The sequence below is a fragment of the Streptomyces sp. GESEQ-35 genome (assembly GCF_017948485.1).
GTDB lineage: Bacteria > Actinomycetota > Actinomycetes > Streptomycetales > Streptomycetaceae > Streptomyces.
Window position 1 is genome coordinate 298,722 of sequence record NZ_JAFFSX010000009.1, and the last position, 15,893, is coordinate 314,614.

General features: G+C 70.8%; 13 protein-coding genes. 5 read left to right on the forward strand and 8 right to left on the reverse strand.

All coding sequences use genetic code 11. The features are described from left to right. The first annotated feature begins 50 nt into the window (after positions 1–50). Positions 51–1,697, forward strand: coding sequence for a LuxR C-terminal-related transcriptional regulator (locus tag KCH87_RS20250; protein WP_308298868.1), 1,647 nt, complete (start codon positions 51–53; stop codon positions 1,695–1,697). A gap of 128 nt (positions 1,698–1,825) precedes the next feature. Continuing rightward, positions 1,826–3,211, forward strand: a complete 1,386-nt coding sequence (locus KCH87_RS20255) for an FAD-binding oxidoreductase (RefSeq protein WP_210587574.1) — start codon at positions 1,826–1,828, stop codon at positions 3,209–3,211. Between the two features lie 49 nt (positions 3,212–3,260). Here the strand turns inward: KCH87_RS20255 and pgl are convergent, their stop codons facing one another. Genes pgl through tkt form a run of 5 tightly spaced genes read right to left on the reverse strand, consistent with a single transcriptional unit; the run spans position 3,261 to position 9,944 of the window. Continuing rightward, the gene (gene pgl / locus KCH87_RS20260; protein ID WP_210587575.1) at positions 3,261–4,043 is read right to left on the reverse strand and encodes a 6-phosphogluconolactonase; all 783 of its coding nucleotides are present in this window, start codon (positions 4,041–4,043) and stop codon (positions 3,261–3,263) included. Further along, positions 4,040–5,179: a glucose-6-phosphate dehydrogenase assembly protein OpcA gene (gene opcA, locus KCH87_RS20265; RefSeq protein ID WP_210587576.1), complete on the reverse strand. Its 1,140-nt coding sequence runs from the start codon at positions 5,177–5,179 to the stop codon at positions 4,040–4,042. Before opcA ends, pgl begins: the two co-directional genes overlap by 4 nt. Further along, a complete protein-coding gene (gene zwf, locus KCH87_RS20270; RefSeq protein ID WP_210587577.1) occupies positions 5,176–6,699 on the reverse strand; it encodes a glucose-6-phosphate dehydrogenase in 1,524 nt (507 codons plus the stop codon). The genes opcA and zwf overlap by 4 nt, the downstream gene beginning before the upstream one ends. A gap of 4 nt (positions 6,700–6,703) precedes the next feature. Next, complete coding sequence (gene tal, locus KCH87_RS20275) at positions 6,704–7,822, reverse strand: transaldolase (RefSeq protein WP_210587578.1); 1,119 nt, start codon at positions 7,820–7,822, stop codon at positions 6,704–6,706. A gap of 34 nt (positions 7,823–7,856) precedes the next feature. Beyond that, complete coding sequence (tkt, locus tag KCH87_RS20280) at positions 7,857–9,944, reverse strand: transketolase (RefSeq protein ID WP_210587579.1); 2,088 nt, start codon at positions 9,942–9,944, stop codon at positions 7,857–7,859. Between the two features lie 397 nt (positions 9,945–10,341). On the opposite strand from tkt, the gene KCH87_RS20285 reads away from it, so the two are divergent. The 3 genes from KCH87_RS20285 to KCH87_RS20295 all read left to right on the forward strand — a co-directional run bounded on the left by KCH87_RS20285 (position 10,342) and on the right by KCH87_RS20295 (position 13,006). After that, a complete protein-coding gene (locus KCH87_RS20285; RefSeq protein ID WP_210587630.1) occupies positions 10,342–11,295 on the forward strand; it encodes a heme o synthase in 954 nt (317 codons plus the stop codon). 69 nt (positions 11,296–11,364) lie between these two features. Then, positions 11,365–11,697 carry a hypothetical protein gene (locus KCH87_RS20290; protein WP_210587580.1) on the forward strand — a complete coding sequence of 111 codons (333 nt, stop codon included), beginning with the start codon at positions 11,365–11,367 and terminating at the stop codon, positions 11,695–11,697. Positions 11,698–11,899: 202 nt separating this feature from the next. Next, complete coding sequence (locus tag KCH87_RS20295) at positions 11,900–13,006, forward strand: amidohydrolase family protein (protein WP_210587581.1); 1,107 nt, start codon at positions 11,900–11,902, stop codon at positions 13,004–13,006. Between the two features lie 3 nt (positions 13,007–13,009). Here KCH87_RS20295 and KCH87_RS20300 read toward each other — a convergent pair whose 3' ends face one another. From KCH87_RS20300 to KCH87_RS20310, 3 genes are all read right to left on the reverse strand, one after another. Beyond that, the gene (locus KCH87_RS20300) at positions 13,010–14,017 is read right to left on the reverse strand and encodes a heme A synthase (RefSeq protein WP_210587582.1); all 1,008 of its coding nucleotides are present in this window, start codon (positions 14,015–14,017) and stop codon (positions 13,010–13,012) included. A 45-nt stretch (positions 14,018–14,062) separates the two neighbouring features. After that, on the reverse strand, positions 14,063–14,836 hold the full coding sequence (locus KCH87_RS20305; RefSeq protein WP_210587583.1) for an ABC transporter permease: 774 nt from the start codon (positions 14,834–14,836) through the stop codon (positions 14,063–14,065). Positions 14,837–14,924: 88 nt separating this feature from the next. Beyond that, positions 14,925–15,848: an ABC transporter ATP-binding protein gene (locus KCH87_RS20310; protein ID WP_210587584.1), complete on the reverse strand. Its 924-nt coding sequence runs from the start codon at positions 15,846–15,848 to the stop codon at positions 14,925–14,927. Between the last annotated feature and the right edge of the window lie 45 nt (positions 15,849–15,893).

Genomic DNA, 15,893 nt, shown 5'->3' on the forward strand with positions numbered 1-15,893 from the left:
ATCCTGGTAAGGGGCGGTCCGGCTCGCGGCGTGCGAGAAGGGAGCCGTGTGTGGCTGACCAGATCACCGGCACCGTTCAGCAGGCCCGGGACGCCGTCGCCCGTGAGGCATGGGCGGAGGCCTACCGCCTGCTCAGCGGCGCGTCCGCCCGTCTCACCCCGGACGACTTCGCGGCCTACGCGGACGCGGCCTGGTGGACCGGCCGTATCGAGGAGTCGATCACCGCGCGGATGAAGGCGTACGCCGGGTACGTGGCGGCGGGCGCCGAGCGGCGGGCCGGGTACTGCGCCTGGATGCTCTTCTACGAGCACCAGCTGGCGGGGCGGACGGCGGTGGCCGCCGGGTGGCTGCGCCGGGCGCGGCGGCATCTGAAGGCGGAGCCCGAGTGCGTCGAGCAGTGCTATCTCGCCTGGATGGAGGCGGAGGAGGCCGCGGCGCGCGGGGCGTTCGACGAGGCCCTCGCCGTGGCCCGGCGCATGGCGGAGATCGCGCGGCGCTGCGGCAGCCCGGACCTGCACGCGATGAGCGTCCAGACGCAGGCGGGTGTCCTGCTGGACCAGGGGCGGGTCGCCGAGGGGCTCGACCTGCTCGACGACGCGATGTGCTCGGTGATGGCAGGCGAGCTCAGTTCCTTCTTCACCGGGTGGATCTACTGCCTGGGCCTCCAGCGCTGTATGGCGTCCGTCGATCTCGCCCGCGCCGCCGAGTGGACCGACGCGGCCATGAAGTGGTGCGCGGCCATGCCCGCGGAGAACAACTTCCGGGGCCTGTGCCGGGTGCACCGCGTGGAGGTGCTGGAGCTGCGCGGCCGCTGGCCACAGGCGCTGGACCAGGCCGTGCGCACCTGCGCGGAGCTGCTGCCCAACGAGCGCAGGACCGCCGGCGAGGCGTTCTACGTCGCCGGGGACATCCAGCGCCGCCGCGGCGATCTGGCCGCGGCCGAGACGGCGTACGAGCGGGCGCACGAACTCGGCCGTGACCCGCAGCCGGGCCTCGCCCTGCTGCGGCTGGCCCAGGGCCGGGCCGAGGCGTCGGCCACCGCTCTGCGGCTGGCCCTCGCGGGCGACGGGCAGGACCGGCTCGGGCGCTGCCGGCTGCTCGCCGCCCAGGTCGAGATCTCACTGGCCCTCGGCCGGTCCGACGAGGCCCGCACGACGGCCGCCGAGCTGGACGCCCTCGCCCGCGACTGGCAGCGCCGGCGCGAGTCGCACACGACCCTGCTGCATGCCGTTGCCGCGTCGGCGGGCGGTGCCGTGGCCTACGCGGACCACGACCTCGACCGTGCCCTGCCGCTGCTGCACCGCGCGCTGTCCCTGTGGCTGGCGCTGGACGTCCCGTACGAGGAGGCCCAGGTCCGGATGACGCTGGCCGCCGCCGACCGCACCGCCGGCGACGACGAGGGTGCCCGTATGGAGCTGCGGGCCGCGCGGGCGACCTTCGAGCGGCTCGGCGCCGTGCCGGACGCGCGGCGGGCGGCTGCGCTGCTCGGCAGCGCGGGTGAGCAGCGCCGGCTCACCGAGCGGGAGGTGCAGGTGCTACGGCTGGTCGCCGCGGGTGCGACGAACCGGGCCGTCGCCGCGGAACTGACGATCAGCGAGCACACCGTCGCCCGGCACCTCAACAACATCTTCGCCAAGCTCGACGTGAACTCGCGGGCGGCGGCGACGGCGTACGCCTACCAGCGGGGCCTGACCTGAGCCATGGGCTGTTCTGCCCATGCCCGGCGCCGCGAGATGGGCGATTCCGGCGATGAGCACCGCCGGGCCCCGGGCGTACACCGGAGCCGTACCCGTTTCCCGACGCCCACGGAAAGCCGGTGGAGGCCATGACCACATACCGAACGGCGCTGGACGAGCGACTGCTGGAACGGCTGCGGGGAGCCGTGCGCGGCGAAGTCGTCGAACCCGGTGACCCGGACTACGACGATGCCCGCAGGGTGTACAACGCCATGATCGACAAACGGCCGGCGATCGTCGTCAGGGCCGTCGACGCGGGCGATGCCGTCGCCACCGTGGACTTCGCCCGCGAACAGGGGCTGCCGCTCGCCGTGCGCGGCGGCAGCCACAGCGTCTCCGGCCACGGGACCTGCGACGACGGCGTCGTCCTCGATCTCGGACGGATGCGCGGGGTCCGGGTCGATCCGGGGACGCGTACCGCGCGGGCCGAGGGCGGCTGCACCTGGGCCGACTTCAACCACGCCACGCACGCCTTCGGCCTGGCCACCACCGGCGGGGTCGTCTCCACGACCGGCATCGGCGGTCTCACCACGGGCGGCGGCATGGGCTATCTCGCCCGGCGCTGCGGACTGGCCTGCGACAACCTGCTCTCGGTCGACCTGGTGACCGCCGACGGATCCTTCCTGACCTGCTCCGAGGAGGAGAACGCCGACCTGATGTGGGCGGTGCGCGGCGGGGGCGGGAACTTCGGGGTCGTCACGTCGTTCGAGTACCGGCTGCATCCGATCGCCGGCATTCTCGGCGGGCCGACGTTCTATCCCCTCGACGGCGAAGTGATCCGCCGCTACCGGGAGATGATCGCCGACGCGGACGAGGAGCTGGGCGCGCTGCTCGTCGTCGGTCTCGGGCCGCCGGTGCCGTTCCTGCCGGAGCGCTGGCACGGCCGGCCGATGTGCGGAGTGGTCGCCTGCTGGACCGGGCCGGAGGACCAGGACGACTCGGTTCGTGCGCGTCTTGCCGGACTCGGTCCCGTCCTCGGGCAGAGCGTCGGGCGTATGCCCTACCCGGTGCTCAACACGCTCTTCGACGACATGCTGCCCGCCGGACTCTTCCACTACTGGAAGGGCACCTTCAGCCGGGGCCTGCCGGACGGCGTCATCGACGCGTACGTCGAGTACGGCGCCTCGACCCCCACCATCCAGAGTTCCACGGTGGTGTTCCCCCTCGACGGCGCCGTCCAGCGGGTCGGGCCCGAGGACACCGCCTTCGCCTACCGGGATGTCGACTTCTCGACCGCGCTGAGCCCCACCCTGGGCACCCGAGAGGAGTGCGAGGCCCAGAAGGACTGGGTGCGGGCCTACTACGGGGCGCTCCAGCCGCACTCCGCCGAGGGCGGATACGTCAACTTCATGGACAGCGACGACCAGGATCGCGTACGGGCCAACTACCGCGGAAACTACGCCCGTCTGACGCAGATCAAGCGGCGTTACGACCCCGGGAACCTGTTCCGGCTCAACCACAACATCGCCCCATGAGAAGAAGGCCCCAGGTGGATCACCTGGGGCCTCCCGGAAGAGCGGTTTCTCAGGGCGAAGCCGGCGGATACAGCGACCGCGGCAGCTGGGACGCCGCCGCGGCGTCCAGCAGCCACAGGGTGCGCTGCCTGCCGTACGCACCCGCCGCCGGAGCCTGGACCTCGCCCGCGCCGGACAGGGCCATCGCCGCGGCGTTCGCCTTGTCCTCGCCGGCCGCCAGGAGCCACACCTCGCGGGCCGCGCGGATCGCGGGGAGCGTGAGGGTGACCCGGGTCGGCGGGGGCTTGGGGGCGCCGTGGACGCCGACCACCGTGCGCTCGGTCTCGTACACGGCGGGCAGCTCCGGGAAGAGCGAGGCCACGTGCGTGTCCGGTCCGACGCCCAGCATCAGGACGTCGAAGGTGGGCACGGCGCCGTGGTTCTCCGGCCCGGCGGCACGGGCCAGTTCCTCGGCGTAGGCGGCGGCCGCCGCCTCCACGTCGGCGCCGTACGGGCCGTCCGAGGCGGGCATGGCGTGCACCCGCTTCGGGTCGAGTGGAACCGCGTCCAGCAGGGCCTCGCGGGCCTGCGTGACATTCCGCTCGGGGTCGCCCTCGGGCAGGAACCGCTCGTCCCCCCACCACAGGTCGAGCCGGCCCCAGTCCACGGCGTCCCGGGCCGGAGCGGCGGACAGCGCGGCGAGCAGGCCGTTGCCGTTGCGGCCACCGGTGAGCACCACCGACGCGGAGCCGCGCGAGGCCTGGGCGTCCACGATCTTCGTGATCAGCCGGGCCGCGGCGGCCTGTGCCATCAGTTCCTTGTCGTGGTGCACGACGAGCTGCGGGGTGCTCACTTCGCCGCCGCCTTCTTCACCGGTGCCTGCGCCGCCGCCTCTTTCGCGGAAGCCTTGGCAGCCGACTCGACAGGAGCCGCGGCCGCGGCTCCTTTGGCGACGGCCTCGCCGCCCGTGTCGGCTTCACCGGCATCGGCGGCCGGCTCCTGAACCGGTGCCTCGTCCTGGGCCGACGCCGCGGCCGCGGCCTTGCCGCTGCCGTTCCCGTACACCGCGTTCAGCCGCTCCACGCCGAACCGCAGCGCCGATGCGTAGGTGTCGTCCGGGTCGAGCCGCCGCAGCTCCTCGGCGATCAGCTCGGCCGTGTCCCGTCGCTTCAGCGCCACCGCACGGTCCGGCTGGCCCTCGATGGACAGGGTGGCCAGGGAGCCGTCCGCCCGGTCGAGGACGATCGGGCCACAGTTGGTGTCCATGCGGACGGCCGTCAGACCGGGGCCCGACGACAGCGACCGCTTCACGGGGACGTCCAGCCGGTCCGCGAGCCACATCGCCAGCAGCTCACAGCTCGGGTTGAACTCCTCGCCCTCCACCTCCACGGCCTTGACCTCGCAGACGACCTGGTCCAGGGCCGCGGCCAGCATCGAACGCCAGGGCGTGATGCGGGTCCACGAGAGGTCCGTGTCGCCGGGTGCGTAGGTGTCCGAGCGGGCGCTGAGTTCCCGTACGGGCTGCTCGGCGGCGTAGGTGTCGGTGACCCGGCGCTGGGCCAGGGCACCGAGCGGGTCGTGGGCCGGGTCGAGGGGTGCGTTGACCGGCCACCAGACCACCACCGGCGCGTCGGGCAGCAGCAGGGGCAGGACGACGGACTGGGCGTGGTTGACCACCTCGCCGTACAGCCGCAGCACCACCGTCTCGCCGGTGCCGGCGTCCGCGCCCACCCGTACCTCGGCGTCCAGGCGCGAGGTGGTGCGGTCACGCGGGGAGCGTGAGACCCGCTTGATGACGACGAGCGTGCGCGAGGGGTGCTCGTGCGACGCGTCGTTGGCGGCCTTCAGGGCGTCGTAGGCGTTCTCCTCGTCGGTGACGATGACCAGGGTGAGCACCATGCCGACGGCGGGCGTGCCGATGTCGCGACGCCCCTTGACCAGGGCCTTGTTGACCTTGCTGGCCGTGGTGTCCGTGAGGTCTATCTTCATGGCCGGCGCCAGCTCCGTCCGTCTCGTTCGAGCATCTCGTCCGCCTCGACGGGGCCCCACGTTCCGGACTGGTACTGCGCGGGCTTGCCGTTCTTGTCCCAGTACTCCTCGATCGGGTCGAGGATCTCCCAGGACAGCTCGACCTCTTCGGTACGCGGGAAGAGGTTCGAGTCGCCGAGCAGCACGTCCAGGATCAGGCGCTCGTACGCTTCCGGGCTCGACTCCGTGAAGGACTCGCCGTACGCGAAGTCCATGGAGACGTCCCGGATCTCCATGGAGGTGCCGGGCACCTTGGAGCCGAAGCGGACGGTGACGCCCTCGTCGGGCTGGACGCGGATGACGATCGCGTTCTTGCCCAGTTCCTCCGTCGCCGTGTGGTCGAAGGGGGAGTGGGGCGCCCGCTGGAAGACGACCGCGATCTCGGTGACGCGGCGGCCGAGCCGCTTGCCGGTGCGCAGGTAGAAGGGGACGCCCGCCCAGCGGCGGTTGTCGATCTCCAGCTTGATCGCGGCGTAGGTGTCGGTCTTGGAGTTGGCGTCGATGCCGTCCTCCTGGAGGTACCCGACCGCCTTCTCGCCGCCCTGCCAGCCCGCCGCGTACTGCCCGCGCACGGTGGCCAGGCCCAGGTCCTTCGGCAGCCGCACCGCGCCGAGCACCTTGGTCTTCTCGGCGGCCAGTGCGTCCGCGTCGAAGGAGGCCGGCTCCTCCATGGCCGTGAGGGCCATGAGCTGGAGCAGGTGGTTCTGGATGACGTCACGCGCGGCGCCGATGCCGTCGTAGTAGCCGGCGCGGCCGCCGATGCCGATGTCCTCGGCCATCGTGATCTGTACGTGGTCGACGAAGGACCGGTTCCAGATCGGCTCGAACATCGTGTTGGCGAAGCGCAGCGCCAGGATGTTCTGGACGGTCTCCTTGCCCAGGTAGTGGTCGATACGGAAGACCTGGTCCGGGGCGAAGACCTCCTCGACGGTCTGGTTGAGTTCCTCGGCCGACTTCAGGTCGTGGCCGAAGGGCTTCTCGATGACCGCGCGCCGCCAGGAGCCGCTGGTCTGGTCGGCCAGCCCGTGCTTCTTCAGCTGCTGGATGACCACCGGGAAGGAGCGCGGCGGGACGGACAGATAGAAGGCGAAGTTGCCGCCCGTGCCCTGTGCCTTGTCCAGTTCCTCGATGGTGCCGCGCAGCCGCTCGAAGGCGTCGTCGTCGTCGAAGGTGCCCTGGACGAAGCGCATCCCCTGGATGAGCTGCTGCCAGACCTCCTCGCGGAACGGCGTACGGGCGTGGTCCTTGACCGCGTCGTGGACCTCCTGTGCGAAGTCCTCGTTCTGCCACTCGCGGCGTGCGAAGCCGACGAGGGAGAAGCCCGGCGGCAGGAGACCTCGGTTGGCGAGGTCGTACACCGCGGGCATCAGCTTCTTCCGGGACAAATCGCCCGTGACGCCGAAGATGACCAGACCCGACGGCCCCGCGATACGCGGGAGCCGTCGGTCTGCGGGGTCACGCAGCGGGTTGCTGCTTGACAAGGTGTCAGCCCTCCGAGGGGGCGAGGCGGTCGAGGACCGCCTCGGTCGACTTGAGCAGGTCGTTCCAGGACGCCGCGAACTTCTCGACGCCTTCGTCCTCCAGAACCTGGACCACGTCGTTGTACGAGATCCCGAGCTTCTCGACCGCGTCGATGTCGGCGCGGGCCTGCTCGTAGGTGCCGGCGATGGTGTTGCCGGTGATCTCGCCCTTCTCCTCCGTGGCGTGAAGGGTGGCTTCCGGCATGGTGTTCACCGTGTTCGGCGCCACCAGGTCGTCGACGTACAGGGTCGGCTTGTACGCCGGGTCCTTCACGCCGGTCGAGGCCCACAGCGGACGCTGCTTGTTGGCGCCCGCGGTCTCCAGCGCGCTCCAGCGGGCGGTCGAGAAGACCTCCTCGTAGGCCTGGTAGGCCAGACGCGCGTTGGCGACGGCGGCCTTGCCGCGCAGCGCCTTGGCCTCGTCGGTGCCGAGGGCCTCGAGCCGCTTGTCGATCTCGGTGTCCACGCGGGACACGAAGAAGGAGGCCACCGAGTGGATCAGGGAGAGGTCCAGGCCCTTGGCCTTGGCCTTCTCCAGGCCCGCCAGGTAGGCGTCCATGACCTCGCGGTAGCGCTCCAGCGAGAAGATCAGCGTGACGTTGACGCTGATGCCGTTGCCGATCACCTCGGTGATCGCCGGCAGGCCCGCCTTGGTCGCCGGGATCTTGATCAGCGTGTTCGGGCGGTCGACGAGCCAGGCCAACTGCTTGGCCTCGGCGATCGTCGCCTTCGTGTGGTGCGCCAGACGCGGGTCGACCTCGATCGAGACCCGGCCGTCCTTGCCGCCGGTGGCGTCGAAGACCGGGCGCAGGATGTCGGTGGCGTCGCGGACGTCCGCCGTGGTGATCATGCGGACGGCCTCTTCGACGGTGACCTTGCGGACGGCGAGGTCCTCGAGCTGCTGCTCGTAGCCGTCGCCGCTGCTGATCGCCTTCTGGAAGATGGTCGGGTTGGTGGTGACGCCCACGACGTGCTGCTCGTCGATCAGTTCGGCGAGGTTGCCGGACGTGATCCGCTTGCGCGACAGGTCGTCCAGCCAGATCGCGACGCCTTCATCGGAGAGGCGCTTGAGTGCGTCTGTCATGGAAAATGCATCTCCTACGTGTCGTATGTGAGCGTCAGCGCTGGGCTGCGGCGATCGATTCCCGCGCCTTGGCGGCCACGTTCTCGGCAGTGAAGCCGAACTCGCGGAAGAGGACCTTGCCGTCCGCCGAAGCACCGAAGTGCTCCAGGGAAACGATGCGACCGGCGTCCCCGACGTACTTGTGCCAGGTGAGACCGATACCGGCCTCGACCGCGACGCGCGCCTTCACCGACGGCGGCAGGACGCTCTCCCGGTACCCCTGGTCCTGCGCGTCGAACCACTCCACGCACGGCATGGACACCACCCGCGTCGGCACCCCGTCGGCCTCCAGCTGCTCGCGCGCCTCGACGGCGACGTGCACCTCGGAACCGGTCGCGATCAGAACGACCTCCGGCGTACCCGTGGAGGCCTCGAACATCACGTAACCACCGCGCGCGGCGTCCTCGTTGTGCTCGTAGGTCGGCACGCCCTGACGGGTCAGCGCCAGACCGTGCGGAGCACCCTTGCCGAAGACCTTGGTGTAGCGCCTGAGGATCTCGCGCCAGGCGATCGCGGTCTCGTTGGCGTCGGCCGGGCGCACCACGTTCAGGCCCGGGATGGCGCGCAGCGAGGCGAGGTGCTCGACGGGCTGGTGGGTGGGGCCGTCCTCGCCGAGACCGATGGAGTCGTGCGTCCAGACGTACGTCACCGGCACGTGCATCAGGGCCGACAGGCGCACCGCGTTGCGCATGTAGTCCGAGAAGACGAGGAACGTACCGCCGTAGATACGGGTGTTGCCGTGCAGCGCGATGCCGTTCATCTCCGCGGCCATGGAGTGCTCACGGATACCGAAGTGGATCGTCCGGCCGTACGGGTTCGCCTCCGGCAGCGGGTTGTCCGCGGGGAGGAACGACGACGTCTTGTCGATCGTCGTGTTGTTGGAGCCGGCCAGGTCGGCTGAGCCGCCCCACAGCTCCGGGATGACCGCACCCAGCGCCTGGAGGATCTTGCCGGACGCGGCACGGGTGGCGACGCCCTTGCCCGCCTCGAAGACCGGGAGCTTCTCCTCCCAGCCGGTCGGCAGCTCGCCCTTGCTGATGCGGTCGAACTCGGCCGCGCGTTCGGCGTTGTTGTTGCGCCACTCCTGGAAGGACTTCTCCCACTCCGCCTTGGCCTGACGGCCGCGCTCCAGCGCCTGGCGGGTGTGGTTCAGGACCTCGTCCGAGACCTCGAAGGACTTCTCCGGGTCGAAGCCGAGGACCCGCTTGGTGGCCGCGACCTCGTCGTCCCCGAGCGCCGAGCCGTGCGCGGCCTCGGTGTTCTGCGCGTTCGGGGCGGGCCAGGCGATGATCGAGCGCATCGCGATGAAGGACGGCTTGTCCGTCACCTGCTTCGCGGCCTCGATGGCGTTGTAGACGGCGTGCGGGTCCAGGTCGCCGTCCGGCTTCGGGGCGATCCGCTGCACATGCCAGCCGTACGCCTCGTACCGCTTGGCGGTGTCCTCGGAGACGGCCGTCTCGGTGTCGCCCTCGATCGAGATGTGGTTGTCGTCCCAGAGCAGGATCAGGTTGCCCAGCTGCTGGTGGCCGGCCATCGAGGACGCCTCGGCGGAGATGCCCTCCTGGAGGCAGCCGTCACCGGCGATCGCGTAGATGAAGTGGTCGAAGGGCGAGGTGCCCTCGGGTGCGTCCGGGTCGAACAGACCGCGTTCGTAGCGGGCGGCCATCGCCATGCCGACCGCGTTGGCGACACCCTGGCCGAGCGGGCCGGTGGTGGTCTCCACGCCGGTGGTGTGGCCGTACTCGGGGTGGCCCGGGGTCTTCGAACCCCACGTCCTGAAGGCCTTCAGATCGTCCAGCTCCAGACCGAAACCGGCCAGGTACAGCTGGGTGTAGAGGGTCAGGGACGAGTGGCCGGCGGACAGCACGAAGCGGTCGCGTCCGGTCCAGTCGGCGTCCGCCGGGTCATGCCGCATCACCTTCTGGAAGAGGGTGTAGGCGGCGGGCGCCAGGCTCATCGCCGTACCGGGATGGCCGTTGCCGACCTTCTGTACGGCATCGGCGGCCAGGACGCGGGCCGTGTCGACGGCCCGCTGGTCCAGCTCGGTCCACTCGAGGTCTGTGGTGGTCGGCTTGGTGCTCACCCTGGGTCAGGGCTCCTCTCCACATGTCACGCATGTCGAAATGTCACGCATGTCGAATGCCGGTGCATGTCATGCACGTCGTTTGCCGGCGCACTGAACGCCCCGGCCGTTGTCGAGCCTACCCCCGTGGGTACGTGCGATTTTTCGAGTCATTCCAGACTGCCGGGACTCCTCGGGATCCGCCTCCCGACCGGTCCGTTCCGTGTTCGGCATCTGAATACGGAGCCGCTCGTAAGAGTGCTCAATGGAGTACCGCCAAGCTCGTCCAGAGGCGCCGCTCAACACGACCCCACCCCCGCGAATGTCCGGGTCTGGGCAACGTCTACAGTGGCGTGGTACGCGCGAGCCTTTACCGGGACTTCACACCGGGAGGCTTGCTGGGATGTCTCTGTCAGGGGTGTGCGTGACGGCCGTTGAATCCCGTCCAGCGGGGATTATCGGGACGAGCCAGAGCCCGAGCCACCGGCCGTTCGGGGCCCGTGTCAAGGCGTTCGTGGCGCTGACCAAGCCGCGGATCATCGAGCTGCTGCTGATCACCACCGTTCCGGTGATGTTCCTCGCCGAGCAGGGCGTTCCGGACCTGAAGCTGGTTCTGCTCACCTGCGTCGGCGGCTACCTGTCCGCGGGCGGCGCCAACGCGCTGAACATGTACATCGACCGTGACATCGACGCGCTCATGGACCGCACCTCGCAGCGCCCCCTCGTCACCGGCATGGTCAGCCCGCGCGAGTGCCTGGCCTTCGGCATCACCCTGGCCGTCCTCTCCACCCTGCTCTTCGGCCTGGCCGTCAACTGGCTGTCCGCCTGGCTGTCGCTCGGCGCACTCCTCTTCTACGTCGTCGTCTACACGATGATCCTCAAGCGCCGTACCTCGCAGAACATCGTCTGGGGCGGCATCGCCGGCTGTCTGCCGGTGCTCATCGGCTGGTCGGCCGTCACCGACTCCATGTCGTGGGCGCCGATCATCCTCTTCCTCGTCATGTTCTTCTGGACGCCGCCGCACTACTGGCCGCTGTCCATGAAGGTGCGGGAGGACTACGCGCGCGTGGGTGTCCCGATGCTGCCGGTCGTCGCCTCCAACAAGGTCGTCGCCAAGCAGATCGTGATCTACAGCTGGGTGATGGTCGCGGTGTCCCTGCTGCTGACCCCGCTCGGCTACACGGGCTGGTTCTACACGCTCGTCGCGCTGCTGGCCGGCGGCTTCTGGCTCTGGGAGGCGCACGGTCTGCAGAACCGCGCCAAGGCCGAGGTGACGGGCGGGAAGCTCAAGGAGATGCGGCTGTTCCACTGGTCGATCACCTACGTGTCGATCCTCTTCGTCGCGGTCGCGGTGGACCCGTTCCTGCGCTGACGCACGTCGACGTACGTCACAGAGCCCTGGCCTCGCCAAGCTCATCTACTCGTGAGTAGCATCCTGACCATGGCAGACACGCAGCAGGTTGACGCTAAGGCCGAGCGCAAGGCGGCCCGGCTCGCCCAGCAGATCAGCACCTTCGCCAAGGCCCACGGCGGCGCCGAGGGCCAGGTCGCCTACATCGGCGAGCGCGGCGCCCGCATCGTCCTCGTCGGCGAGGACGGCGGCTGGGGCGACCTGGTGGCCCCGTCGTACGAGATCGCCCAGCAGGCGGTGGAGAAGTCCGGGATCACGGTGCACGAGGACTTCGACGGCGAGTTCGCGGCGAAGGTGACAACGGGAACGTATGAGTGGAAGCGGATGGCCGGGATCCAGGTGGGCGGTCCGAGCAACGGCTGAGCAGCCGACCCAAGGGGCGCGGGGAACTGCGCGACCAGCCACACCGGGCCCGCACTCGCCGCATCACCCGAACCACCCCCTACGTCCGGCGGAGCGGCTCACCCTGCGGAGCACTTCGCACGGGGTGTGTGCGAGCAACACCTGAACGCGGGCTCACCCGTTAGGACCGTAGGAGAACACGGTCCACCCACGGGGAGCCCGGATGATCGAAACGCCGTCCCTCGTGGACCAGTACTGCCACGGCGTACTGAGAACAGAGCTGGGCCTCGGCACCTTCGAGGCCCAGCTGGCCCGCACCGAGGGCCCGCCCGCGCCCGGCACCACCCTCTTCGACACCCAGACCGGGTTCGCCGTACGGCGTTGGTGCCCCCCGCTGCTCGGCCTGGAACCGCACTGCCCGCCCGCCCGCTATCTAGCCCGGCGCCGTGAACTCGGCGTACTGGAATCGGGCCGCAGGCTGCTGCGCGGCAGCGGTATCACGACGTATCTGATCGACACGGGGCTGCCCGGCGACCTCACGGGCGCCGACGAGCTGGCGTCCGCGGCGTCCGCCGAGGCGCGCGAGATCGTACGGCTGGAACTCCTCGCCGAACAGGTCGCCGACACCTCCGGCACGGTCGAGTCGTTCCTCGCCAACCTCGCCGAATCGGTGCACGGAGCCGCCGGGAGCGCCGTCGCCTTCACATCCGTCGCCGGTGTACGGCACGGGCTGGCGCTGGCGCCCGAGCCGCCGGGGCCGGGAGAGGTGAGGGGCGCGGCCGGGCGCTGGCTGGCGGATCGGCGGGTCGGCGGGGAGCTGAGCGACCCCGTACTTCTGCGGCACCTGCTGTGGATCGCGGTGGCGTCGGGGCTGCCCCTTCAGCTGCACGCCGGGCTCGGTGAACCGGGCTTACGCATCGACCGCACCGACCCCGTCCTGCTCACGGACTTCGTGCGCGCGACCGCGGGCCTGGGCACGGACCTCGTCCTGCTGCACAGCTACCCGTACCACCGGCACGCCGCCCATCTCGCCGGCGTCTTCCCGCACGTCTACGCCGACTCGGGCGCCGCCCTGGTCCGCACCGGCGCCCGCGCGGCGACCATCCTCGCCGAGATCCTGGAACTGGCCCCCTTCGGCAAGATCCTCTTCTCCAGCGGCGCCCAGGGACTGCCCGAGCTGCATGTCGTGGGGGCCCGCCTCTTCCGCGAGGCGCTCGGCCGGGTGCTCGGCGGCTGGGTGGCCGACGGGGCGTGGTCGCTGGCGGACGCGCAGCGGGTGGCCCAGTTGATCGCGGCGGGGAACGCCCGGCGGGTGTACGGGCTGGAGTGAGCGTCAGGCCCTGGTCAGGGTTGCCTCGGCCGCCGGGCCCGGCACATCGGTGACGGCCTCGGGCCGTTCCCGCAGGGCCAGCAGCACCCTCAGCACCGCGATCCACACCAGCGCAGAGCCGAGCATGTGGGCGCCGACCAGGATCTCGGGGAGGTCCGTGAAGTACTGGACGTAGCCGATGGCGCCCTGGGCGAGCAGGATCAGGAAGAGGTCCCGGGTGCGGTGCAGCGGCCCCTTGGGGGCGTCGACCGCCTTGAGGACGAACCACAGGGCGAAGGCCAGCGTGACCACGATCCACGCCAGCACGGCGTGCAGCTTGGTGACGTTCTCCCAGTCCAGCGGCATCCGCTCGACCTCGCTCGAGTCGCCCGCGTGCGGGCCCGCGCCGGTCACCACCGTGCCGACCGCGATCAGCAGGACGGTGGCGGCCACCAGGACCCACACCAGCTGCTGCACCGCCTTGCCGACCAGCGGCCGGGGTGCGTCGTCGCCCTCCCGGGTGCGTTGCCACATCACGGTCGCCACGGCGATCAGGGCCGAGGTGAGCAGGAAGTGCGCGGCGACGGTGTACGGGTTGAGACCCACCAGCACCACGATGCCGCCCAGGACGGCGTTGCCCATCACGATCCAGAACTGCGCCCAGCCCAGCCGCGTCAGGCCGCGCCGGCGCGGCTTCTCGGCGCGGGCGGCGATGATCGCCCAGCCGACCGCGGCGCACAGCACGTACGTCAGCATCCGGTTGCCGAACTCGATGACACCGTGCACGCCCATGGCGCTGGTGGTGGTCAGCGAGTCGTCGGTGCACTTGGGCCAGGTCGGGCAGCCGAGGCCCGAGCCGGTCAGCCGCACCGCGCCGCCGGTGACCACGATGATCACCGACATGACGAGCGCGGCGAGGGCGGCCCGCCGAACCGTCCGGGGGTCCGGGGTCCAGCGGGCGGCGATGAAGGCGAGCGGGTTGCGCACGGCGGCTACGGCATCGGCGCGGGTCACGTTTGGCACGGGCCCCATCGTAGGCGGCCGCTTGTGCACGCTTTCACGAGGGTCCACCCGTACCTACTCCCAGCGGAAGAACTTCCCCGCCGCCGCCAGCGCCACGACCGCCCACACCGCCAGAATCCCCAGGTTCTCCCACGGCATCCCGGCCCCGTGCTGGAGTACGTCCCGCAGTCCGTCCGACAGCGCGGAGATCGGCAGCAGGCCGAGCACGTCCTGGGCGCCTGCCGGGAACTTGCCCATCGGCACGATCACCCCGCCGCCCACGAGCAGCAGCAGGAACACCAGGTTCGCGGCGGCCAGCGTCGCCTCCGCCTTCAGGGTGCCCGCCATCAGCAGGCCGAGGCCCGAGAAGGCGGCCGTGCCGAGGATCAGGAGGAGCAGTACGGCGAGGGGGTTGCCGTGCGGGGACCAGCCGAGGGCGAAGGCGATCACCGTCAGCAGGACGATCTGGAGGATCTCCGTGACCAGCACCGACGCCGTCTTCGCCGTCATCAGCCCCCAGCGGGGGAGCGGGGAGGAGGCGAGGCGCTTCAGGACGCCGTAGCGGCGTTCGAAGCCCGTCGCGATCGCCTGGCCCGTGAACGCCGTCGACAGCACGGCCAGCGCGAGGATGCCGGGGGCGAGGAAGTCGACGGCTTCGCCGGCGCCGGTGTCGACGATGTCCACCGTGCTGAACAGGACCAGCAGCAGCGTCGGGATGACCACCGTCAGCAGCAGCTGCTCGCCGTTGCGCAGCAGCATCCTGGTCTCCAGCACCGCCTGTGCCGCGATCATGCGGGTGAGCGGGGCGGCACCGGGCTTCGGCGCGTACGCGCCCACGGTCGTCGTCATGAGCGCAGCTCCTTGCCCGTGAGCTCCAGGCTGTGTCTTCCCGGGGGGCGACCCCCGGACCCCCGGCAGACCCGCTTGTCGGCCGGAATCATGAGCGCAGCTCCTTGCCCGTGAGCTCCAGAAACACGTCTTCGAGGGTGTGCCGTTCCACCGAGATCCGGTCCGGCATCACCCCGTGCTGTGCGCACCAGGACGTGACCGTCGCGAGCAGTTGGGGATCGACCTTGCCGGCGACCCGGTAGGAGCCCGGGGTCAGCTCGGCGGCGGCGCAGTCGGCGGGCAGGGCCTTGAGCAGGGAGCCCACGTCCAGACCGGGGCGACCGGTGAACCGCAGGGTGTTCTCGGCGCCGCCGCGGCACAGCTCCTCGGGGGAGCCCTGGGCGATGACCCGGCCGGCGTCGACGATCGCGACGTCGTCGGCCAGCTGCTCCGCCTCGTCCATGTAGTGGGTGGTGAGGATGACCGAGGCACCGTCCGTGCGCAGGTCGCGGATCAGGTCCCAGGTCGCGTGGCGCGCCTGCGGGTCGAGGCCCGCCGTGGGCTCGTCCAGGAACACCAGCTCCGGGCGGCCCACGACGGCCATCGCGAGCGCGAGGCGCTGCTGCTGGCCGCCGGACAGCCGCCGGTAGGCCGTCCGTCCGCAGCTGCCGAGCCCGAGCCGCTCCATGAGCCTGTCGACGTCCAGCGGGTGCGCGTGCAGCTTCGCCACGTGCCGCAGCATCTCGTCGGCCCGCGCGCCGGAGTAGACGCCGCCGGACTGGAGCATCACGCCGATCCGTGGCCGCAGCCGAGCGGACTCCCGGACCGGGTCCAGGCCCAGCACCCGCACCGTGCCCGAGTCCGGTTTCCGGTATCCCTCGCAGGTCTCGACCGTCGTCGTCTTGCCCGCGCCGTTCGGTCCGAGCACGGCGGTCACACCCGCTCCGGCCACCAGGTCGAGGCCGTCCACCGCGGTCTTCGTGCCGTACCGCTTCACCAGGGCCTGGACCTGGACCACGGGCTCACTTCGCATGGGACGAGAGTCTAGGTACGCGCTCGCCCCGCCGGACCGGGGGGT

Excerpts from the sequence above, each read along its gene's own strand:
- KCH87_RS20255 (WP_210587574.1), top strand. The coding sequence starts at position 1,826 with ATGACCACATACCGAACGGCGCTGGACGAGCGACTGCTGGAACGGCTG.
- KCH87_RS20310 (WP_210587584.1), bottom strand. The coding sequence starts at position 15,848 with ATGCGAAGTGAGCCCGTGGTCCAGGTCCAGGCCCTGGTGAAGCGGTAC.
- KCH87_RS20300 (WP_210587582.1), bottom strand. The coding sequence starts at position 14,017 with ATGGGGCCCGTGCCAAACGTGACCCGCGCCGATGCCGTAGCCGCCGTG.
- KCH87_RS20305 (WP_210587583.1), bottom strand. The coding sequence starts at position 14,836 with ATGACGACGACCGTGGGCGCGTACGCGCCGAAGCCCGGTGCCGCCCCG.
- KCH87_RS20295 (WP_210587581.1), top strand. The coding sequence starts at position 11,900 with ATGATCGAAACGCCGTCCCTCGTGGACCAGTACTGCCACGGCGTACTG.
- tal (WP_210587578.1), bottom strand. The coding sequence starts at position 7,822 with ATGACAGACGCACTCAAGCGCCTCTCCGATGAAGGCGTCGCGATCTGG.
- opcA (WP_210587576.1), bottom strand. The coding sequence starts at position 5,179 with ATGAAGATAGACCTCACGGACACCACGGCCAGCAAGGTCAACAAGGCC.
- KCH87_RS20290 (WP_210587580.1), top strand. The coding sequence starts at position 11,365 with ATGGCAGACACGCAGCAGGTTGACGCTAAGGCCGAGCGCAAGGCGGCC.